The 20,943-nt window shown below is 70.2% G+C and carries 20 protein-coding genes; 6 read left to right on the top strand and 14 right to left on the bottom strand.

Annotated elements, in window-relative coordinates:
- Positions 1-30 precede the first annotated feature (30 nt).
- The 10 genes from ACYVKI_RS06660 to ACYVKI_RS06615 all read right to left on the bottom strand — a co-directional run bounded on the left by ACYVKI_RS06660 (position 31) and on the right by ACYVKI_RS06615 (position 9,843).
- On the bottom strand, positions 31-843 hold the full coding sequence (locus ACYVKI_RS06660; RefSeq protein WP_460689563.1) for an ABC transporter ATP-binding protein: 813 nt from the start codon (positions 841-843) through the stop codon (positions 31-33).
- Positions 840-2,081 carry a FecCD family ABC transporter permease gene (locus ACYVKI_RS06655; protein ID WP_460689562.1) on the bottom strand — a complete coding sequence of 414 codons (1,242 nt, stop codon included), beginning with the start codon at positions 2,079-2,081 and terminating at the stop codon, positions 840-842. Before ACYVKI_RS06655 ends, ACYVKI_RS06660 begins: the two co-directional genes overlap by 4 nt.
- 82 nt (positions 2,082-2,163) lie before the next feature.
- A complete protein-coding gene (locus ACYVKI_RS06650) occupies positions 2,164-3,633 on the bottom strand; it encodes a 2-hydroxycarboxylate transporter family protein (protein WP_460689561.1) in 1,470 nt (489 codons plus the stop codon).
- A 328-nt stretch (positions 3,634-3,961) separates the two neighbouring features.
- On the bottom strand, positions 3,962-4,597 hold the full coding sequence (locus tag ACYVKI_RS06645; protein WP_460689738.1) for a GntR family transcriptional regulator: 636 nt from the start codon (positions 4,595-4,597) through the stop codon (positions 3,962-3,964).
- A 256-nt stretch (positions 4,598-4,853) separates the two neighbouring features.
- Entirely contained in the window at positions 4,854-5,405 is a 552-nt protein-coding gene (gene hpt, locus ACYVKI_RS06640; RefSeq protein WP_460689560.1) for a hypoxanthine phosphoribosyltransferase, read from the bottom strand.
- 85 nt (positions 5,406-5,490) lie between these two features.
- Positions 5,491-6,510, bottom strand: a complete 1,020-nt coding sequence (gene tilS, locus ACYVKI_RS06635; protein ID WP_460689559.1) for a tRNA lysidine(34) synthetase TilS — start codon at positions 6,508-6,510, stop codon at positions 5,491-5,493.
- 1 nt (position 6,511) lies between these two features.
- Positions 6,512-7,795, bottom strand: coding sequence for a zinc-dependent metalloprotease (locus tag ACYVKI_RS06630; protein ID WP_460689558.1), 1,284 nt, complete (start codon positions 7,793-7,795; stop codon positions 6,512-6,514).
- A gap of 163 nt (positions 7,796-7,958) precedes the next feature.
- A complete protein-coding gene (locus ACYVKI_RS06625; RefSeq protein WP_460689737.1) occupies positions 7,959-8,438 on the bottom strand; it encodes an inorganic diphosphatase in 480 nt (159 codons plus the stop codon).
- 202 nt (positions 8,439-8,640) lie between these two features.
- Complete coding sequence (locus ACYVKI_RS06620; protein ID WP_460689557.1) at positions 8,641-8,784, bottom strand: hypothetical protein; 144 nt, start codon at positions 8,782-8,784, stop codon at positions 8,641-8,643.
- A 69-nt stretch (positions 8,785-8,853) separates the two neighbouring features.
- On the bottom strand, positions 8,854-9,843 hold the full coding sequence (locus ACYVKI_RS06615; protein WP_460689556.1) for a F510_1955 family glycosylhydrolase: 990 nt from the start codon (positions 9,841-9,843) through the stop codon (positions 8,854-8,856).
- 71 nt (positions 9,844-9,914) lie between these two features.
- On the opposite strand from ACYVKI_RS06615, the gene ACYVKI_RS06610 reads away from it, so the two are divergent.
- Entirely contained in the window at positions 9,915-10,472 is a 558-nt protein-coding gene (locus tag ACYVKI_RS06610; protein WP_460689555.1) for a GNAT family N-acetyltransferase, read from the top strand.
- A 120-nt stretch (positions 10,473-10,592) separates the two neighbouring features.
- Here ACYVKI_RS06610 and ACYVKI_RS06605 read toward each other — a convergent pair whose 3' ends face one another.
- Positions 10,593-11,897: a DNA glycosylase AlkZ-like family protein gene (locus tag ACYVKI_RS06605; RefSeq protein WP_460689554.1), complete on the bottom strand. Its 1,305-nt coding sequence runs from the start codon at positions 11,895-11,897 to the stop codon at positions 10,593-10,595.
- Between the two features lie 233 nt (positions 11,898-12,130).
- Positions 12,131-12,895: a GNAT family N-acetyltransferase gene (locus tag ACYVKI_RS06600; RefSeq protein WP_460689553.1), complete on the bottom strand. Its 765-nt coding sequence runs from the start codon at positions 12,893-12,895 to the stop codon at positions 12,131-12,133.
- Positions 12,896-13,022: 127 nt separating this feature from the next.
- Here ACYVKI_RS06600 and ACYVKI_RS06595 point away from each other — a divergent pair, with 127 nt between their 5' ends.
- From ACYVKI_RS06595 to ACYVKI_RS06585, 3 genes are read left to right on the top strand one after another with little or no spacing between them, the layout of a single operon-like run.
- A complete protein-coding gene (locus tag ACYVKI_RS06595; protein ID WP_460689552.1) occupies positions 13,023-14,741 on the top strand; it encodes a carbon starvation CstA family protein in 1,719 nt (572 codons plus the stop codon).
- 10 nt (positions 14,742-14,751) lie between these two features.
- Positions 14,752-15,030, top strand: coding sequence for a cory-CC-star protein (locus tag ACYVKI_RS06590; protein WP_460689551.1), 279 nt, complete (start codon positions 14,752-14,754; stop codon positions 15,028-15,030).
- A gap of 14 nt (positions 15,031-15,044) precedes the next feature.
- Positions 15,045-16,121, top strand: a complete 1,077-nt coding sequence (locus ACYVKI_RS06585) for an ArsA family ATPase (protein ID WP_460689550.1) — start codon at positions 15,045-15,047, stop codon at positions 16,119-16,121.
- A 12-nt stretch (positions 16,122-16,133) separates the two neighbouring features.
- Here the strand turns inward: ACYVKI_RS06585 and ACYVKI_RS06580 are convergent, their stop codons facing one another.
- Complete coding sequence (locus ACYVKI_RS06580; RefSeq protein WP_460689549.1) at positions 16,134-17,012, bottom strand: HAD family hydrolase; 879 nt, start codon at positions 17,010-17,012, stop codon at positions 16,134-16,136.
- A 188-nt stretch (positions 17,013-17,200) separates the two neighbouring features.
- On the opposite strand from ACYVKI_RS06580, the gene ACYVKI_RS06575 reads away from it, so the two are divergent.
- Positions 17,201-18,127 (top strand): aldose epimerase family protein, encoded by a 927-nt coding sequence (locus tag ACYVKI_RS06575; protein WP_460689548.1) that lies wholly within the window; start codon positions 17,201-17,203, stop codon positions 18,125-18,127.
- A 29-nt stretch (positions 18,128-18,156) separates the two neighbouring features.
- Here the strand turns inward: ACYVKI_RS06575 and ACYVKI_RS06570 are convergent, their stop codons facing one another.
- The gene (locus ACYVKI_RS06570) at positions 18,157-19,638 is read right to left on the bottom strand and encodes an ROK family transcriptional regulator (protein WP_460689547.1); all 1,482 of its coding nucleotides are present in this window, start codon (positions 19,636-19,638) and stop codon (positions 18,157-18,159) included.
- 118 nt (positions 19,639-19,756) lie between these two features.
- Here ACYVKI_RS06570 and xylA point away from each other — a divergent pair, with 118 nt between their 5' ends.
- Positions 19,757-20,932 carry a xylose isomerase gene (gene xylA / locus ACYVKI_RS06565; RefSeq protein WP_460689546.1) on the top strand — a complete coding sequence of 392 codons (1,176 nt, stop codon included), beginning with the start codon at positions 19,757-19,759 and terminating at the stop codon, positions 20,930-20,932.
- The last annotated feature ends 11 nt before the right edge of the window (positions 20,933-20,943 follow it).

Raw genomic sequence — 20,943 nt, 5'->3', positions numbered from 1 at the left:
TGCGAGACCGCATCACGGCCGTGTCAGGGCTCAAGCCTCCAGGCGCTCGAGGGCCAGGCGGGTCTGGTCTCCGCCGGGAAGTCTCATCGTGGTGGCCTGCACGCCGAACGCATCGCGAACCTGCCCCGCGGTCAGCACCTGGTCCACCGGTCCGTGGTCCACCAACCGCCCGGAGGAGAGGACAGCGGCGTGGTCGCAGTAGGCCAGCGCCAGGTTCAGGTCATGCACCGCCACGACCGCGGTGCGGCCGAGACCCCGGACGATGTGCAGCAGCTCCAGCTGGAAGGCGATGTCGAGGTGATTGGTGGGCTCGTCCAACAGAAGAGTCCCGGCACCCTGGGCCAGCGCCCGGGCCAGCAGCACCCGCTGCTTCTCCCCACCGGAGAGCTCAGCGAAGCCACGGTCCGCCAGATGCCCCGCCCGGGCCGTCTCCAGACTGCGGACGACGACGTCCAGGTCGACGTCGGTGTCCGGGCTGAAGCCGGAATGGTGCACTGAGCGGGCCATGAGAACGATGTCCAGCACGGACTGACCCATTCCGGCGCTGTCCACCACGGCCTGGGCCTCCTGCGCCATGACGGCGACCCGCCGGGCCACCTGCCGCCGCGGCAGCTGCCACAGGTCCTCGCCGTCGAGGCTCACAGTTCCGGCGTCGGGGCGCACGAGCCGATAGGCCGTCTTCAGCAGAGTGGACTTGCCCGAGCCGTTGGGGCCCACCAGGGCCGTGACCTGACCCGCAGGCGCGGTGAAGCCGACGTCGTCGACCAGTCTCCGCCCGGCGCGCGCCACGGTGACGCCGTCGAAGCGGAGCCCCTCCCCCGGACCTCTCTGCCGGGCGCTCACGCCGCCGCCGTCCGGCGTCGGCGCAGCAGACCGGTCAGACCTCCACGGGTGCGGCCAGGGCGCAGCAGCCACAGGAAGAACGGGGCCCCGACGGCGGCGGTGAAGATCCCGATGGGCACCTCCGTGGGCGCGGCGGCGGTGCGGGCCGCCAGGTCCGCGGACGCCAGGAACAGCGCCCCGCCGAGGACTGCGACCGGCAGCATCATGCGGTGGTCCGAGCCCACCAGCAGCCGAGCGGTGTGCGGGATGATCAGCCCGACGAAGCCGATGCCGCCGCAGACCGCCACCACCGAGGCGGTGAGCAGGGCGGCCAACGCCAACGACCCCAGCCGCAGGGCATGGACGTTGACGCCCAGAGCTGTGGCGGTCTCATCCCCGGCCATCAGCGCGTTCAGGCCGCGGGCGTTGAGCGCGGCGAAGACCAGCACCGCACCCAGCACGATCGCCGGGAGCGCCAGCTGGCCGAAGGAGGCCGCCGAGAGGCTGCCCAACAGGAAGAACATCACGGAGAAGACCTGGTGGGCGTCCCCGGTGAGGGTGAGGAAACTGGTCACCGCGCTGAGCAGTGAGCCCAGCGCCACCCCGGCGAGGATCAGCCGGGTGGGGACCACCACACCATCCTGCCGGGCACAGAGGAACACGGCCCCGGTGGCCGCCAAGGCGCCCACGAAGGCGGCCAGCGAGATCGACACCCCACCCAGGGCCGCGGAGCCGAAGGAGATGACAGCGACCGCACCCAGCCCCGCCCCCGAGGACACCCCGAGCAGGTACGGCTCGGCCAACGGATTGCGCACCACCGCCTGCATAAGGCCCCCTGCCAACGCGAGTCCGGCGCCGCCGAAGAGGGCCAGCAGGACTCGGGGGAGGCGGAACTGCCAGACCGCCTGATCCTCCAAGCCGGTGTAGGTGCCGTCGCTCATCCACGGCATGCCGGGGATCAGATGCCCGAGGACCAGCCGCCCCGCGTCAAACATGCTCAGGCTGATCGGCCCGGTGGAGACCGAGAGCAGCACGATCCCGAGGATCCCGAGGACCAGGGCGGCGACGACGGCACGCTGGACGCGCAGCACCCCGCGACGGGTGGCGGCCACACGTCGGCCGGTGCTGGCGAGCGGGTGGCTCTCAGCGGCCTCCGCCGCAACCGGTGCAGGCCCGGCGCAGGGGGCTGGGCCGACGTCGGCGGCGGGCAGAGGGCCAGGACGCGGATCGACGGAGAGCACGGGAGGTCGCTGGGGCACTCCGCCATAGTACGCTGTTGCGAATTATTCTCAACACTGAGGAGAGGTACGCACGCCTCGGGCAGGGAGGCCGGCTCGCGGCTCAGCTCAGGAACGGAATGAGCACCGAGACCGTCAGCAGCACCAGCGCCCCGCCGATCCGGGAGCTGACCTGCAGGAAGGGCATGAGCTCCAGCCGGTTGGCCGCCGAGACGACGGCGACGTCTCCGGTGCCGCCCATGTCCGTCATTCCCATCCCGATGGCCACCGAGGTCTCCGCGAAGTACATCTTCACCAACCAGCCCAGCGTGCCCGCCACGAGGATCGCGACGACGACGGCGAGCACCACCAGCACGGGGTAGCGCCAGTCGGAGAGCAGCGCGCCCAGCTCGTCGAACTCGAAGTAGGTGATGGAGATGCCCACCAGCAGGGCGGGGGTCAGCGTGGAGGAGACGAAGGCGAACCACGTGGAGACGGCGTCCTCGAAGGACTCGGGCACCAGGCCGAAGATCTTGATCAGCGCAGCCAGCAGGATCGTCCAGGCATAGGCGTGGATCCCGGGAACGAACTCAGCCACCAAGGTGCCGACCAGGAACAGCGTGCAGGCCATCGTCAGGCCGACCAGCAACACCGGGAAGGCGCCGGAGGTCGCCTTCGGCTTGGCCTGGAACTGGTCCGCACGACCCTGCACGCGGACGATCTGCCCGTTGCCGTTGAAGCCCAGGAAGAACTGCTGACCCTTGTAGGTGATGCCGTTGAAGATGCCGGCGCAGAAGATGGTCAGCACGTTGGCGATGATCACTGCCGGGATCAGCTGCGCCACATAGGAGCCCGCGTCGCCGCCCATCTGGTCCGCATAGATCCCGGACATCGGGACCACTCCGGCCCCAACACCTCCACCGATGATCGGCGCGGCGATGAACAGCATCGACTCCCGCAGGCCGAAGCCCAGCACCGTGCCGACCAGGCCGACCACGGTGAGCACCGCGATGATCGTACCCAGCAGCGGCACCGCGATGCGCGCACCGGCCTTGAGCAACAGCGCCCGCGGCATCCCCAGGATGGAGCCGGCGATGAGACTGGCGATGTAGAGATCGATGAATCCGATCTGCCCGCCGTCGGTGAAGACCTCCATGGTCTCGGCGAAGGAGGCGGGGAACAGGCCCAGATGCAGCAGCACCGCCGGAGCCAGGATGCACAGCACCGTGGGCAGTCCGTAATTCCGCAGCACCGGCACGCGGCCGCCGATCCAGTTCAGCAGCGCGCCGATGAGGATGACCACGGCGAATCCACCCAGCATCGTGGCCGGCAGTGCACCCAGAGCGGCGCAGGCGGCCACGACGGCGAAGAGCACCCCGAACCAGCCGATGGGCAGTCCCATGATGCGGGTCCAGCTCTCCGGGCGGGAGAACTCAGCGGCCAGCCTGTCAGCGGCGATGGGCTCCCCCGCTCCGGCGGCAGTCTCGGCCGATTCCCGGCGCTCGTCGACGGAATCCTCGGGCTGAGGCCCATCCGCCGGAAGCGGTGTCGACGGCGGCATCGTGCGCGGCGTCCTACCCGGTGCCTGGTCCATGGATGTCTCCCCATCGTCATGCGCGCACCCGCAGCCCGACCCGCACAGGTGAATGGGCGGGCGTGTTCGCGCGATCCTGCCATGCATCTCACACACTGTGACGGAGATGACACTAGCCAGTGTTTTATAAAATATCAACCAAGAGGATGGGATCACGCCACGTGAAGAAGATTCCAGTAGGGCCTCTCGGCATCCAGGGGTCAATATCCCGTACACCCCGTCGAACTGACGCGCGTCACCTACAGGGAGACATGCCGGAAAGTGACTCCTCGATGAGTGGGCGGCCCGAGAAGGAGTCCACAGCACGGGTCTCCCCAGACCCCGGCGCTCAGTCCGCGTCGAGGTTCTTCAGCGCGGCCGCGCGACCGTGATCGATGTGCAGACGCATCGTCTCCGCAGCGTCGTCGAGCCGACCCTCTGCCATCGCCTCCACGATGCGGTGGTGCTCCTGGGAGGACTGGCTCACCCGGGACTGGGATCCGTAGAGCCCCAACGAGGGATAGGGCATACCCGCCCAGAGCTGATCGATGAACCCCAGCAGCAGGGAGTCTCCGCTGAGCCGGTAGATGGCCAGGTGCAGATCCTCATTGTTCTCCACCACCTCCAACGGGGTGGTGGCCTCGTCGCAGGCGAGGACGAGTTCCCTCAGCCGGCCGATGTCGGCGGACGCCGCCCGCTCCCCCGCCAGCCGGACCGCCATCGGCTCCAGGACGCCGCGCAACCGGTAGACCTGCTCGATGCGGGCCGGCGTCAGCTCGGCGATCGAGGTCCCCCGGTGGGGGTCATGGACAACGAACCCCTCGGATTCGAGCCGGTTCAACGCCTCCCGCACCGGCGTCAAACTCATCCCCAGATGCTCCGAGAGCCGCTTGAGGGTGACCCGCTCGCCGGGCTCCAGGTCGCCCACGCGGATACTCTTGCGCAGGGAGGCGTACGCCGCCGCCGCTTTGCTGACCGGTCGCACCGAGCCTGATCCGGCTCCCAGTCCGAGCCCCGAGCCGGGCGATCGTGCCTCCGACGACGCCACAGCTCACCTCACCCCTTCGACAGCAGAATGCACACCACGCCGCCGTCGGAAGCACTCCCCGAGGGAACCGCGGTGCGGCGTGATCCGCCTGACAGTCTACGGTCTCGCGGCCCCGGCCATGCTGCGGCACCTGGCGCGACGCCGACCCAGGGGGCGGACAGGAGCCCGGGTTCAGCGGCTCACTGGCAGCCACTCACTGGTACACGTGCGGGGCGAGGATGCCCACGCAGTCCAAGTTGCGGTACTTCTCCGCAAAGTCCAGGCCGTAGCCGACCACGAACTTGTTGGGAATGTCCATGCCGACGTACTTGACGTCGATGTCCACCTTCACCGCCTCCGGCTTCCGCAGCAGGGTGCAGATCTCCACCGAGGCCGGCCCGCGGGACTCCAGGTTGGACTTCAGCCAGGACAGGGTGAGCCCGGAGTCGATGATGTCCTCGGCGATGAGCACATGACGGCCCATCAGGTCGGCATCGAGGTCCTTGAGGATGCGGACCACACCGGAGGACTTGGTGCCGGAGCCGTAGGAGGACACCGCCATCCAGTCCATGGTGACGTGGCTGGTCAGAGCCCGCGACAGGTCCGCCATGACCATGCAGGCTCCCTTCAGCACGCCCACGAGCAAGATGTCCTTGCCCTCGTAGTCCCGGTCGATCTGCGCGGCGAGCTCGGTGATGCGCGCGTCGATCTCTTCCTTGGTGTAGAGGACCTCGGTCAGGTCTGCAGTGACGTCCTGGGCGTCCATGAGTGCTGATGCGCTCCTCAGTCTGGGCAGGTGCCGGGCGATGCACCCGGTCGGCAGTCGGCTTCTCCGGCGCAGTGCCGGGCCCTCAGGACTCCGGCGCGGCGGCGCCCCGAGGAACGAGGACCAGTTTTCCATAGTCGGGCGAATCGTGCGTGCCCCGGTGGGCCGAGACGTGCCCCTCCAGCTGGATGGGCCCCGCCGACCCCTGCCGGGCCAGCAGCGACTCCACCGCCCTCAGCCTCTCGAAGGACGGCGCCGCCCCACCGGCGGCCACCACGGCCAGGGCGATCACCCGCCGACGCAGCGCCGCAGGGGCGGACGCCAGCCGGTCCAGCGGCAGGCGTAGCCGGCCGACGTCGTCGGGGTCCTCCATCAGCTGGGCGAAGAGGTCCTGGGCCTGGGCATCCAGCAGGTCGGCGTCCTCGGCTGCGATCTGCGCCGTCCGCGCCAGGGCCTGCCGCACCCCCGGGGTCAGCCGTTCCTCCAGCAGCGGGAGGATCTCCGTGCGCACCCGGGAGCGCAGCAGCCGCGGGTCTTCATTGGCCGGATCCTGCCACGGGGTCAGCGAGGCCCACCGGCCGATCGCCTCGGTGTCCTCCCGGCCGAGCCCCAGCAGGGGACGCCGAAAGCGGCCGCGCACCGCGGGCATGCCCGCCAACGAGCGGGTCCCCGAGCCTCGGGCCAGCCCTAGCAGCACCTGCTCGGCCTGGTCGTCACGGGTGTGCGCCAGAAGCACCCGGGACGCCCCGGTCTGGGCCATCGCCCGGGAGAAGGCCTCATAGCGTGCCCGCCGGGCCGCGGCCTCCGGGCCCTGCGGGGAGTCCGGGTCGACGTCGACGGTGAGGCTCAGCACCGGCTCCAGGCCCAGCCCGCGCAGCTGATCGACGGCGGTGGAGGTGACCGCGGCGCTGTCCGGATGGAGCCGATGGTCCACGACGACGGCGCCCACGGCGGCGTCGCCGCGGCGATGATGATGCGCCGCGGCCACGGCGAGCGCCAGCGAATCGGCACCGCCGGAACAGGCGACCAGGTTCAGCCGGTCGGCATCCAGCATCTCTGCGACGGCACGGCGGGCCGCTCCGACCACCGGGGGCAGTGCGGCCATCTCAGTCCTCGGAGGCGGAGTCCGCGGACGCGTCGGCGGGGCCCTCAGCGACGTCGCCGGAGTCGAACCCCATGCGGGTGATCCAGCGATCCGGGGCGTGCAGCTCCTCCTCCGTGGGCAGATGCTCAGCACTGTCCCAGACCTCGTTGAACCGGGCCATGCCGACGGCCTCCACCACGTGGCCGACGAACCGCTGCCCGTCGGTGTACTGGCGGGCCTTCACGTCCAGCTGCAGCAGTCGGCGCACCCAGCGCTCCAGGACGCTGCGGTGCTTGCCGCGCTCCTGGAATCGCCGGCGGATGGTCTTCACCGAGGGCACGATGGAGGAGTCGACGGCGTCCATGACGTGGTTGGCGTGCCCTTCGAGCAGGCTCATCACGGCGGTGATCTGCGAGTACGCCTCGCGGGCCTCCTCGCTGCCGATGAGCTCGATGAGTCGATTGCGCTGCGGTCCGGCGCCATCGGATTCCCCGTCCGGACCTGTGTCGGAACCCGCGCCGGAGTCCCCGCCGGAGCCCCCGTCAGGACCCGCGCCGTCATCGTGCGTACCGGCTGCGTCGCCGCGGCCGCGCTGCAGTTCCTCCTTCAGGTGGCGCAGCGCCTCGGCCAGCCGCTCGCCCATCGAGTCCGCCGCCCCCAGGGTGGAGCTGGAGAGCGTCCCGATCAGCCCGAGCAGATGCTCCGGCAGCCAGGGCGCGGCGGCGAACTGCACCCGGTGGGTCTGCTCGTGCAGGCACACCCACAGGCGGAAGTCCTCGGGCTCCAGGTTCAGCTCCTGACGGATCATCACCACATTGGGGGCCACCAGCATGAGTCGGCCCCCGTCGGGCGCGAAGGGGTCGAACTGGCCCAGCACATTGGCGGAGAGGAAGCCCAGCACCGCGCCCAGCTCGGACCCGGCCACACCGGAGCCGAGGACCTGACTCGTGCTGCCGGGACGGATCATCTCCGGCTTCGCGGCCACAGCCTCCTCCAGAGCGGGAGTGAGCAGACGACGGAACGAGGCGGCGTTGGCCTTGGCCCAGGTGGCCCGGTCCACGATGAACGTGTCCGAGTTGCCTGCCTCGGAACCGGCGCCCAGGCCAGCCGCCGCCTCCAACTCGGTGATCCGGTGGACGTGCTCCACGCTCTCCCATGCCGCTCGGCGCAGCGCGGCCACTTCGGCGGCGGCCTCCCGCGCGCCCAGCCGCGGTCCAGGGGGCACCAGCCGTGCGGCGGACCGTTCGGCGACGTCCCAGGCGATGAGCAGGTCGGCGGGAGAGGACTCAGCGGCAGTGTACTCCATGGATCCATCACACCACAGGTGGCTGGGCGTCGGCGGTGCCGCAGCTGGTCCCCCGCGCATGACGACGGCGCGTCGCCTGGTGCAGGCGACGCGCCGTCGTCATGTGAGCCGCCTCGGGCGGGCGGCGGATCAGCTCGGCTGAGCCGGGGTCAGTGCGCCGGGGTCACGTGCCGTAGCGCTCGATGGACCGCTGCAGCTCCGCCTCGGCGGCCTCGCGGCCCTCCCAGCCCTCGATCTTGACCCACTTGCCGGGTTCGAGGTCCTTGTAGCGGGTGAAGAAGTGCTCGATCTCCTGCTGGAGGAACTCGCCGAGGTCCTCCAGCTCCTGGATGTGGTCGAAGCGCTTGTCGTCGGGGACGCAGATCAGCTTCGCGTCGCCGCCGCCGTCGTCGGTCATGTTCAGCACGCCGATCGGGCGGGCCTCCACGACCACGCCGGGGATCAGGTCGACGCCGGGGATGTAGACCAGGGCGTCCAGCGGGTCGCCGTCCTCACCGAGGGTGTCGTCGAAGTAGCCGTAGTGGGTCGGGTACTGCATCGGGGTGAACAGCACGCGGTCGAGGCGGAGACGGTGGGTCTCGTGGTCGATCTCGTACTTCACCCGGGAGCCGGCGGGGATCTCGATGGTCACATCGCGGGTCAGCGACACAGGGGGCCTCCTTGGGAAAGACGTGGATTGCTCGAAGCCAGCGTACACAGATCACCGGGGTGGAGTGCGCGCACGACGACGCCGGCGCCTGCCGTCCTGGCACCGCCGCCCGAGCGTTGAGCTGGTGAGTATCCGCCCGAAAGCCGGAGAATCGCGCCGCATACCGGCCGAAACGCACCAGCTCGACGGGTGGGGCTCAGAAGCCGAGGATCATGGAGACGGCGAGGACCACCGCCAGGATCACCCCGCCGAGCAGGATCGTCTTCGGGTCGGCGAACATGGGGCGTCCGCCGTCGCCTTCCATACCCGGCAGGCGGCGGTCTCGGTTCCGATCGTCCATCACGCGGGCCTCCGCTGTCCCTCGACGCCACTCAGGTCTCCTGCGCCCCTATCCCGTGAGACGCTCGGCTCACTCGGCGTGGACGGTCTCGAAGCTCTCCCCGCCATCAGTGCTGTGCAGCACCGCCCCCTCGACGGCCACCCACAGCTCACCGGCATCCACCCCATGGACCGCCTCCGGGTACCCCTCCGGCAGCTCCGCGGACCCGGGGACCTCGTCCCAGGTGGCGCCGTCGTCGTCGCTGCGGTGCAGCCCCGCGGCCGGGTCCAGGGCGTAGAGAGTGCCGTCGCCGGCCCAGTCGGCGATCAGCAGCAGCGGGGCGCCCTCCAGGGCCGTGACGCTCTGCCCGCCGTCAGTGCTGAGCATCGGCCCGTCCGGAGTGGTGGCCAGCATCGTGTCCGGGTCGCGGGGATCGGCGGCGACGCCGGCCATCGCCGGGACATCGGGAGTCTCCCAGGTCTCGCCGTCGTCGTCGCTGACCATCAGCTGGCCGCCGTTGGCGGCGTCCACCCCATAGACCTGCTCCCCCACGGCGTCGAGCCCATGGAAGTCCGCCTCTCCGCCGAGAGAGACTTCCTCCCAGGTGACACCGCCGTCCGTGGACTCGATCAGTCCGAGGTTCGACGGCGCGTCCTGCCCCTGGCCCGGATGGCCGGAGGCCAGCAGCCGATCCTCGTCCACCACGGTGAAGCCCATGAAGTCCTGGACCTCGGAGATCCGCTCTGGGGCGCCGTCGCCCATCCGGAAGAGGCCGTAGTGGGTGGCGATCAGCAGCGCGCCGTCGGAGGGGTCCACGCCGAGGCCGTGGATGTGCTCCATCCGGGCCTCAGACGCCTCGTCGGCATCGGCGTCATGTCCGGCGTCGTGCCCGGCTTCCGCGTCGGCTTCCGCGTCGGCTTCCGCGTCGGCTTCCGGGGCCTCCTCCTCGTCACCGCCGAGCACTGCGACCAGCACGGCAGCCACGACGAGCGCCGCCACGATCAGCAGCACCGTCCATCGGCGGACCCGCGTATCACCTGCCCCGGCGATTCGCGCTCCCAGATCTGCTCGATGGCGCAAGACCTCACTCCCTCTCCCTGCCCTTGATTTCTACGCAGAGTAGTAGATGTGATGCGCGCTACGCTGGGATGATGGCCTCCCCCGACCTGCCGACCCTGCTGAGCACGCACCTGCGACTGCGCGCCGTGACCGAAGATGATGCCGCGTTCGTCCAGGACCTGTACTCCCGCCCGGAGGTGACCGAGTTCATCGGCACCACCGAGTGGGTGGAGACCACCCAGGACCAGGCGCTGGCCCGGATCCACCGGTACCGGGCCGCTGCCGGCAGGGCGTCGGGGATCTGGCTGATCGAGGCCCTGGAGGACCGGCGGCCGCTCGGGTTCGCGCTGCTCAAGCCGATCCCCTGGTCCGCCCGTCTGGTCGACGCCGGTGCACAGGACGGCCTGCCGCAGGACACCGAGATCGGCTGGCATCTGCACCCCGACGCCTGGGGACACGGATACGCCACCCAGGCGGCGCGCGCCCTGCTGGCCCACGCCCGGCGGAGCGGGCTCACAGAGGTGGTCGCGGTGACCCATCGGCGGAATCAGGCCTCGCAGCGCGTCGCCGAACGGATCGGAATGGTCCACCAGGGCACCACCGACCGGTACTACGACACCATCTGCGAGCTGTTCACCCTCACGCTCTGACCTCCCCATGCCCGGCGGCATACGGTGCGCCGAGCTGCTCCGACGTTTCCACCACTCGGCTCGATCCACTCGAGTCTCCCCACCGTCCGACCGCCTCGGCCAAGGCGACGGGACCGAGGCTCAGTCCGGCATCACCAGCTGCGTGCCCAACTGCCGGGCCAGGGTCTTCCCGGCCCCGCGGACCCGCGGCAGCAGCACCCGGCGCGGCACCCCGGGCTCCGGGAACGCCCCGTTGATGCGCAGCTCAGCACCCACCCGCTGGATGTCCACCCGGCCGATCATCCGCCCGCCGGAGAGCACGCCCATCACATAGTGCCCGTACACCCGCTTCGCCCGCGGGACGTAGGCCTCGAACAGGTAGTCGAAGCCGAACACCCGGCGCGCTCGGCCACGGTCCCGCAGCAGCGGGTCGAACGGGCCGATCAGTCGCGCCTCCCGCGGATCACCCCACTGCTGGCGGGCGCCGCTCACACTGCTGGTGTCCTCACCAGCGCGCACGACGTCCTGCCCCCTGTGACGGCCGACGTCGACGGCGGGGGCGTGCGCGGCCGGTGCGGCGTGCGTGGCCGGTGCGGAGTGCGCGGCCGGTGCGGCCACCACGCCCTGGGCCGTGGGGTCGGGCAGCACGCCGTCGAGCAGCTCGGGCAGGCAGAAGGCCTGATGCCGGGCACCCCACCCCTCGACCTCCAGGGGTACGAGCCCGGCGAGTGCGATGCCGGCCGTGGCGTCCTCGGCGGTGAGGTGGTAGTGGTGGGCAAAGTCCGCCCGGGTCATCACCGCGAGGTTGGCGGCGGCACGGCGGGCCAAGGCCGCACGCAGCTCGTCATCGGGCAGGTCCGCGGCCTGCCGCACCTCGGCGGGCAGCGCCCGCTCGGGGAGGTCGAACAGCCGGGTGGTGCCGTCCCGGGCGGTGATCACCAGCTCGCCGGTGCGGACCATCAGCTCGGCGACCTGCTTGACCTGCGTCCAGTTCCAGCCGGTGGTCCGCTCGCCGTCGCCCACCTGCGACTCGATGGCCCCGATCTGCACGCCGCACCCCGCCTCGGAGACGACCTGGCGGATCTGCTCCACCATCGCGGCCGGCATCTCGCGGCGGTGCCCCAAGGCCTGGTGTTCCCTGCGCAGCCGCAGCAGCGGCCAGTCCTCGATGGGGAAGACGCAGGCCACCTTGGTGAAGGACTCGAAGGAGGCCACCCGTCCCGGGGGCCACAGGGAGCCGTCGACGTCCTCGGCCCGGTACGTGCGGGGCAGACGGGTCAGGCAGGTGAGCCGCTGGGCGGTGGAGACCCGCATCAGTGGGTCCAGCTGGATCAGGCCGATGTCCCGCAGCACGTCGGCGGCGTCAGCGTCGGCGGCAGCGTCGGCAGACGGGATCCGCTGCGCGGCGACGACAGCGCGGCGCACCCAGGCCTGGGAGACGCTCACCGGATGGGCCGACGTCGTGGGCCCCCTCGAGGGCCGCAGAGAGGGGGACGTCCGGACGGAAGAGCCAGTGGATGTCTGCACATCATCATCCTGCCGCATCCCTCTGCCACAGATCGCCTCTCCGTGAGAGATCGCCTCCGGATTGAGCGACGATCTCTCACGGGGAGACGATTCTCGGAGGGGCCCGGGCACCGCCCGCGACAGCCCCGTATCAGCCCCGTATCAGCCCCGCATCAGCCGGCGAGGAACTCCTGCAGCCGCTGCGAGCCCTGCACCTGCACGTCCCAGTCCGGGCGCACCAGCTCCTCGGCGGCCAGCCGATACTCCTGTTGCCAGTCGGCGTGCTCGCCGTGCGCATCCGGCACCCGCGTCCGGCCGACCACCCGATACCCCAGCCCGAGCGAGACTCGCCGTGAACGCTCGTTCCACTCGTAGGCTCCAGACTCCGCGTACTCCGCCCCGAAGTGGTCGACGGCCCAGAGCAGCATCCCGGCACGCATCTCCCGGCCGTAGCCGTGGCCCTGGGCATCGGCGCGCAGCCAGCTACCGGAGCTGATGGTCCGCAGCACCGGCCAGCTCTCGGCCACACAGTCCTGCATGCCGATCAGCCGCTCCCCGTCACGCACGACGCCGGCGGCGTCAGAAGCGACCGCGCCGTCGGCGGCCTCAGAGGCGACCGCGTCGTCGTCGGCCGGCTTCAGGAACACCCCGAGCATGAGCATCCAGGATTCGGGGCCCACTTTCGCCCGGCTGGACCATAGCCAGGGCAGGGAGGCACGCACCAGCTCCTCGGGCGGCTTCTCGTTCCAGGCGTGCGCGAACGGGTTCCGCTCCGTCCGCGTCACTCCGGAGGTCGCGGCGGCCACATAGTCCGGGAAGTCATCCTCCCGGACCACACGCAGGGCCAGTCGCGGAGCGTCGATGCGCAGACCGAAGGGCGGCCAGATCTGCTCCAGAGGCTGGTCAGGGTCGTCGGCACCGATGGTGAAGCGTGTCATCACCCCATCCTGCCGTACCCGGCCCGAGGTCATCGTGACGACCCTCCAGCGCGAGTACCATGACAGGCATCACACGTACTTCGTCCCGGGGGTTCGACGCGGAGCCCGCCCGAGAAAGAGGAAGATCATGGACGGACCCAATTCACTGATCCTGGCTGTCATCGGCGTAGCCATGATGCTGGCCGGATACTTCCTGTACTCGAAGTTCCTCGCCACGAAGGTCTACAAGCTCAACGCCGAGTTCAAGACCCCCTCCCACCAGTTCGACGACGGCGTCGACTTCGTCCCCACCAACCGCTATATCCTCTGGGGACACCACTTCACCTCGGTGGCCGGAGCCGCCCCCATCGTCGGCCCGGCCATCGCCGTGATCTGGGGCTGGCTGCCGGCCGTCATCTGGGTCACCGTCGGCACGGTGTTCATCGCCGGCATGCACGACTTCGGCGCCCTGTGGTCCTCCACCCGCAACAAGGGCCAGTCCATCGGCACCCTGTCCGGACGCTACATCGGCCCCCGCGGACGCAACCTGTTCCTCGTGGTGGTCTTCCTGCTGCTGCTGATGGTGGTGGCCGCCTTCGCCGTCGTCATCTCCGGACTGCTGGTGGCCCAGCCGGGCGCGGTGATCCCCACCTGGGGGACGCTCATCGTCGCCGTGCTGGTCGGCCAGGCGATCTACCGTCTGCGCTGGAACCTGCTGGCCGTGACCCTGGTCGGTGTCGCCGCCCTCTACGGGCTCATCCTGCTGGGCAACCGGTTCCCGGTGGAGCTGCCGGAGCAGGTCTTCGGCCTGGCGCCGGAGGGCCAGTGGATCGTGCTGCTGTTCCTCTACGCCGGCATCGCCTCCCTGCTGCCGGTGTGGGTGCTGCTGCAGCCGCGCGACTTCATCAACGGGATCCAGCTGTTCATCGGCCTGATCATCGTCTACGGGGCGGTGCTCATCGCCACCCCGACCATCGTCGCTCCCGCCTACAACCAGAACGTCCCCGAGGGGACCCCGGGCATCGTCCCGCTGCTGTTCGTGACCATCGCCTGTGGGGCGATCTCCGGGTTCCACGGCACCGTAGCCACCGGCACCACCTCCAAGCAGCTGGACCGGGAGACCGACGCCCGCTTCGTGGGGTACTTCGGCGCCGTCGGCGAGGGTCTGCTGGCTCTGGGGGCGATCATCGCCACCACCGCCGGCTTCCAGACGCTGGCCCAGTGGGAGGAGGTCTACGAGTCCTTCGGCTCCGGCGGGGTCACGGCCTTCGTCGAGGGCGGGGCGACCATCGTCAACGCCGGCCTGGGCCTGCCCACGGGCCTGTCGGCGACGATCCTGGCCACGATGGCGGTGCTCTTCGCCGCGACCACCATGGACACCGGGGTGCGCCTGATGCGCTTCGTGGTCCAGGAGATCGGCGAACTGGCGAAGATCCGGATCCCCATCATCGCCGCCACGGTGATCGTGCTGGTCATCGGCGTGTCCCTGACGTTCTCGCAGGGCGCCGACGGCTCCGGCGGCATGCTGATCTGGCCGCTGTTCGGCACCACCAACCAGCTGCTGGCGGCACTGACCATGTCGATCATCGTGGTGATGCTGATCCGCAAGGGACGCCCGTTCCTGCCGGTGCTGATCCCCATGATGTTCGTGCTGGCGATGAGCATCTATGCCGCACTGGTGCAGCTCGTCGGCTTCTTCCGCGACGCCGAATGGCTGCTGTTCACCATCGACGTGGTGATCATCGTCGCCGCCGTCTGGGTGCTGGTGGAGGCCGTCATCGCCATGGGCCAGGCCCGGCGCGGGGAGAAGGAGCCGGAGGACGACGTCTCCCTGACCGACGACCAGAAGCTCCCGCTGGACCGCTGAGCTCCGGCCGATGACCCTGTTCGAGCAGCTGCGCTCCCGGATCCGACGGATCGACGCCGGACTGCGGGAGTTCTACGTGGCCCCCTACCGGCGGACCTTCGCGCGCGCCCGGCGCGATGAGGAGGATCTGTTCATGATGCTGGTCCTCTCCGAGGCCCTCGGCCTGCCGAACCCTGCCGCCGGGACCACGCTGGAGCTGCTGCCTGAGATGCTGGACCGGATGCACGAGTGGCACGTGCGGATGGGGATGGACCGTTCCCCGTTCGACGAGCACCTGCGCTGCTGCTGAAAGGACCCTCACCGATGCTGCTCGATCTCGCCCGGAGCCGCCGTGTCCTGTTCATCGGCGGCAAGGGCGGGGTCGGCAAGACCGCGGTCGCCTCGGCGGTGGCCCTGCACCGCGCCCAACAGGGCGCCCGGGTGCTGGTGGTCTCCACCGATCCGGCGCACAATCTGGGGCATTTATGGGAGCGGGAGGTGGGGGATCAGATCGTCCCCCTCTGGCTTCCCGACGACGGCGCCCCGGTCCCGTCCGGTGCTGGGCTGTTCGGCATCGAGATCGACCCGGAGGCCACCACCGCGGCCCACCTCCGCGACGTGGGCGCCACATTGCGCAGCATGATGCCGGATCATCTGCATCCGGAGGTGGACAAGCATCTGCGGCTGGCGGCCCAGTCCCCCGGCACCCATGAGGCCGCCGTGCTGGAGCGGATCGCCACCGTGCTGCAGGAGCACGTCTCAGCAGGTCACGACGGCAGGGCGACTGACAGCGGGACATCTGACAGCGGGACATCTGACAGCGGGACATCTGACGGTGACGGGGCGTTCGATCTGATCGTCTTCGACACCGCCCCTTCCGGGCACACCGCGCGGCTGATGGCGCTGCCGGAGATCATGGGCGTCTGGACCTCGGCACTGTTGGACCGGCGGACGCGCGCAGAGCGGTTCGGTGCCGCGGTGCGCGCCCTGGATGCCGACGACGCCCCCGACGGCTCCTCCCAGGCAGCGAGGGACCGGCGCATCCGGCAGGTGCTGACCCGGCGTCGGCGGCGCTTCGAGGCGATGCGTGAGGTCCTGACCGACGCCAGGCGCTGCAGCTTCGTGATCGTGCTGACCGCCGAGCGGCTGCCGGTGCTGGAGTCTGCGGAGCTGCACGCTCAGCTGACCGAGACCGGGGTCGAGGTCGGCGGATTCGTGGTCAACCGGCTCGCCCCGCGCGACGCCGGAGAGTTCCTGGCCCAGCAGAGGGAGCGGGAGGAGCGGCATCTGACGGAGCTGTCCCGGCGGGTGCCGGGCGTCGTCGTCGACACTCTGCCGATGCTCAGCGGGGATCTGGTGGGCACCGCGGCGCTGGAGCGGATGGGATCCCGGCTGCGCTGACGCCGGCGGGCCTCAGTCGGCGAGGATGCTGGTGAGCACGTCCACCAGGCCGTCCTCGTCCACATGGCCCGTGACCTCATCGGCCACGGCCTTGACTTCCTCGGGGGCCTGTCCCATCGCCACGCCGCGCTCCGCCCAGGCGAGCATCTCGATGTCGTTGCGCCCGTCCCCGCAGGCCACGGTGTCCTCGGGGGGCGCGCCGAGCTTCTCCCGCAGGGTCTCCAGCGAGGAGGCCTTGGTCACCCCGGCGGCGGCGACGTCCAACCAGGCGGACCAGCCGACCGAGTAGGTGACGCCCTGCAGCCCGATACCCGCCACGGCGGCGGCGAACTCCTCGGAGGTGGAGTCGTCCGAGTTGACGACCAGACGCACCGCCTCGGTGTTCCGCATCTGATGCAGGCTGGTACCTTCGGCCCGCAGCCCGAAGGACATGTCCTGGAACCGCTCCGTGGAGAGGAACGTGCCGGCTGAGGTCTCGATCGCGTACTTGGCGTGGGGCAGTCGACGCTGCAGCGCATCCAGGGCGGGAGCGGGGTCGAAGACGCGCCGGTCGATGACCTCGTAGCCGTCCTCCAGCGCGATGTCGATCCTCACCGTCACCCCACCGTTGCTGCAGACCGCGTACCCGTGGGTGACGCCGAGCATCTCGATGATCGGCAGCGTCGCCGGCAATGAGCGGCCGGTGGAGACCACCACAGTGTGTCCGTCGGCGACGACGGCGCGTCCAGCCTGCCGCACCGCCTCGGACATGTGACCATCGTGATTGACCAATGTGCCGTCGACGTCGAGGCAGACCATCGCCTTGCCTCGCTGGTGGACGAAGGCCCCGCCCAGGCCTGCGGCCGGCAGGGAGAAGTCGGTGGTGTCGTCGATCCGGATGCTTGAGTTCATGTCGCTGCCTGTAATGTCTCGAGTGTGGTCCGTCTCCTGATGTGGCATCTTTCCGCTCACGGGGAATGGTCCATTATGCCGGATCGTGACAGGACAGGCAGAATGACAGGTGAACGGACGAGGGACGTCGGGCGACGTCCCGCCGCGGAAGGCCGAGTCGAGAGCGGCCGGAGACCACGGGAGGACACATGAACGCGTCACTGAGCAGCGTGACCATCACCGGCGGCGGCTACGTCGCGGAGATCGGCCTGCGTGGAGGGCGACTGCTGAGCCTGCGCCACGACCAGGACGAGCTCGTGGTGCCGGCTGCGGATGCTGGGGGCTCCTACGCCGGGGCCGTGCTCGCCCCCTGGCCCAACCGCCTCGCGGGAGCGACCTATGTCCACGACGACACGCTCTATGAGCTTCCCATCACCGAGGAGGACACCGGAGCGGCCCTGCACGGTCTGCTGACGGAGGTCGACTTCGACGTGGTCAAGCAGGAGGAGGCGGGCGTCGAGCTCTCCGCCCGTCTCGAGGCTTCCGACGGGTATCCCTTCGCTCTGGAGTTCGTGCTGTTCTATCGGGTGTCCTCCGACGTCGGCCTGGCCGCCACGCTGATGGCCCGCCACCCGGCGGAGCCCGCCCAGGAGGCCCAGGACGCCTACGCGGCCGCCGCGGCGGCACCTGCACCCTTCGGCGCGGGTTTCCACCCCTACCTGCGGGCCGGCTCCGCGCCGCTGGACGAATGCCGCCTGAGGCTGCCGGCGCACACCGTCGCCACCATGGAGCCTTCCGGGAAGATCACCGGGCGCAGCACCGTCGCCGGGGACCTGGACCTGACCAACGGCCCGCTGCTGGTGGGTCGAAGCATCGATCACGCCTACACCGGACTCCCGGAGGAGGGCTGGACCGCGGAGCTGCTCCACGGCCCGTCAGGGTTCGTGGTCCGGATGATCGCCGACACCCCGTGGGCGCAGATCTACACCGGCGACCAGCTGGAGCGTGCCGGGGTGGCCGTGGAACCGATGACCTGCCCGCCGGACGCCTTCAACTCCGGCGAGGACGTCATCTACCTGGCCCCGGGCCAGTGGCACCGCGTGGGATACAGCATCGAGGTGAGGCACCGCGACTGAGCGGCGCCGGTCACCACCGGCCCTGCCCCTCAGCCCACCTCCGGCACCCAGCGCAGCGGGTCGTCGACCACGGCGCGCAGCGCACGCAGCGCACCGCCGGTGGTGGCTGGGGCGACGCCGTCGGCGGTCTCCCGCACACGGAAGCGGCTCCACCGGGCGGCCAGCACGCGCTGGCGCAGCTGCTCCTCGATGCGCGGCCGCAGCAGATCCGCCAGCGGGCCGAACTCTCCGCCGAGGACGATGTCATCGACGTCGAGCAGGTTCACCGCCCCGGAGAGCGCGACGCCGAGCGCCCAGCCGGCCCGGTCGATCGCCTGGCGGGCCCGCTGGCCGGGCTCGTCCTCCCACTCGGTGAGCGCGACAAGCTCCTCGGCCGTCGCGGCGGGCTCCAGTCCGGCCGCTTCGAGCAGCGCACGTTTGCCGGCGAAGACCTCCAGACATCCGGAGGCGCCGCAGCCGCACTCAGGCCCGCCGGGCTCCACCGCGAAGTGGCCGATCTCCCCGGCCCAGCCGCGCGGACCGGCGTCGACGATCCCGTCGATCACCACAGCCGCCCCGATGCCCATCTGCGCGGAGACGTAGAAGAAGGTCTGCTCCTGCTGATCCTGGGCGCTGAACTCCTGGGCCGCCGCCAAGGCGGCGAGCTTGGCCTCGTTGGCCACCACGAAGAAGTCACCGAACTCTCCCAGTCGGGGGCTGCCCTCGGGAAGCCCCCGCAGCCGCTCCGGACCTCCCAGTGAGCGGCACATCAGACGCGGGACGTCGAGATCGTGCCACCCGAGGTTGGGGGCCAGCATGAGCTGGTCCTCCTCGGCGGTGACCAGCCCGGGCAGGGCCATCACGGTGCCGACCACCCGTGCTCCGGCCTCGGCGGCGCCGCGCGCCACCCGCAGGGCCAGCTCACCGATCTGCGGGATGACCACCTGCGGGTCCGAGGCGCTGAAGTCACCTTCGATGGTCTCTTCGGCGAGCACCTCTCCGGTGAGGTCGATGACGCGGGCGGCCATGAAGTCCACGTTGATCTCCACTCCGAGGCCGGCCAGAGTGCACCGGGCCGGGTGCAGTGGGACGGCGGGGCGACCGCGGGTGCCGCCGATGATGGGGGACCCTTCACGGACGATGCCGGCGGCGAGCAGGTCGTCCACGAGCCGGGAGACTGTGGAGCGGGTCATCCCGGTGCGGATGGAGAGGTCCGCCCGGGAGAGCGGTTCGCCGGCGGAGAAGATCTCCTCGGTGATGAGCAGCAGGTTGGACTCACGCAGGGTCTCCTGACGAGCCCCGGGGCGCTGGGCCTGATCATGGGGCGGGCGTTCGCGGCGTCCGGGTTCGGTCTCGGGTGCGCCTCGCCGGGGGCCGCTGCCGTTGAGGCCTCGGCTGATGCCGCGGCGGCCCAGGCGGGCGATGGGGCCGGGGCCGACGCCGCCGAGGCGGGCGCCGCCGGGGACGCCGGTGCCGGAGGCGGTGGTGCCGGTGCCGTCCGGCTGTGCTGGGCTGCGAGTCGGATCCGTCACGGACTTGATCTTAGCCTCCAAAGCATTTATGTTTCATCTAGATACAAAATGAGCGCCGGGTCACAGAGTGACCCCACCCTACGCGCTCGCCCGCCTTCCCTTCCCTCAGGAGGACCGCATGACCACCCCTCAGGAGCACAAGTTCTCCTTCGGCCTCTGGACCGTGGGCTGGACCGCCCAGGACCAGTTCGGCTCCGCCTCCCGCCCCGCCTTCGAACCGTGGGAATACCTGCCGAAGCTGAAGGAGGCCGGCGCCGACGGCGTGACGTTCCACGATGACGACGTCGCCCCCTTCGGTACCGACGAGGCCGCCCGAGAGACTTGGTTCTCCCGGTTCAAGGAGGTCGCCGACGAGGTGGGCCTGACCGTGGAGATGGTCACCACCAACACCTTCGGCCACCCGGTGTTCAAGGACGGCGGACTGACCTCCAACGATCGCTCCGTCCGCCGCTTCGGCCTGCGCAAGCTGCTGCGCAACGTGGACCGCGCCGCTGAGTTCGGCGCCGAGACCTTCGTGATGTGGGGCGGGCGTGAGGGCTCCGAGTATGACAACGCCAAGGACCTCCACGCGGCCCACCAGCGCTACGCCGAGGGCATCGACACCATCGCCGCCCACATCAAGGAGAAGGGCTACGATCTGCGGATCGCACTGGAGCCCAAGCCCAATGAGCCGCGCGGCGACATCTTCCTGCCCACCATCGGCCACGCCCTGGGCCTGATCGCGCAGCTCGAGCACGGCGACATCGTCGGACTGAACCCGGAGACCGGCCACGAGCAGATGGCGGGACTGAACTTCACTCACGGCATCGCACAGGCCCTGTGGGCCGACAAGCTGTTCCACATCGACCTCAACGGGCAGCGCTCCATCAAGTACGACCAGGACCTGGTCTTCGGCCACGGCGACCTCATCAGCGCCTTCTTCACCGTGGACCTGCTGGTCAACGGCTTCCCCAACGGCGGCCCCCGCTATGACGGCTGGCTGCACTTCGACTACAAGCCCTCCCGCACCGACCACGTGGACGGCATCTGGGACTCCGCACGGGCCAACATCGAGATGGTCACCCTGCTCGCCGAGAAGGCGAAGGCCTACCGTGCGGACCCCGAGGTCCAGGAGGCCTTCCGCACCGCAGGGATCTTCGAGCTGGGCGAGCCGACCCTGGCGGACGGAGAGTCGATCCGTGACCTGCTGGCCGACCGCTCAGCCTATGAGGACTTCGACCCGGAGGCCGCCGCACAGCGGAACTTCGGCTTCGTGAAGCTCAACCAGCTGGCGTTGCGTCACCTCATCGGATGACGCTGCTCATC

The sequence above is a fragment of the Nesterenkonia suensis genome (assembly GCF_054782935.1).
Note: the sequence above shows the minus strand (reverse complement) of the source record. Positions and strands in the feature narration are given on the sequence as shown.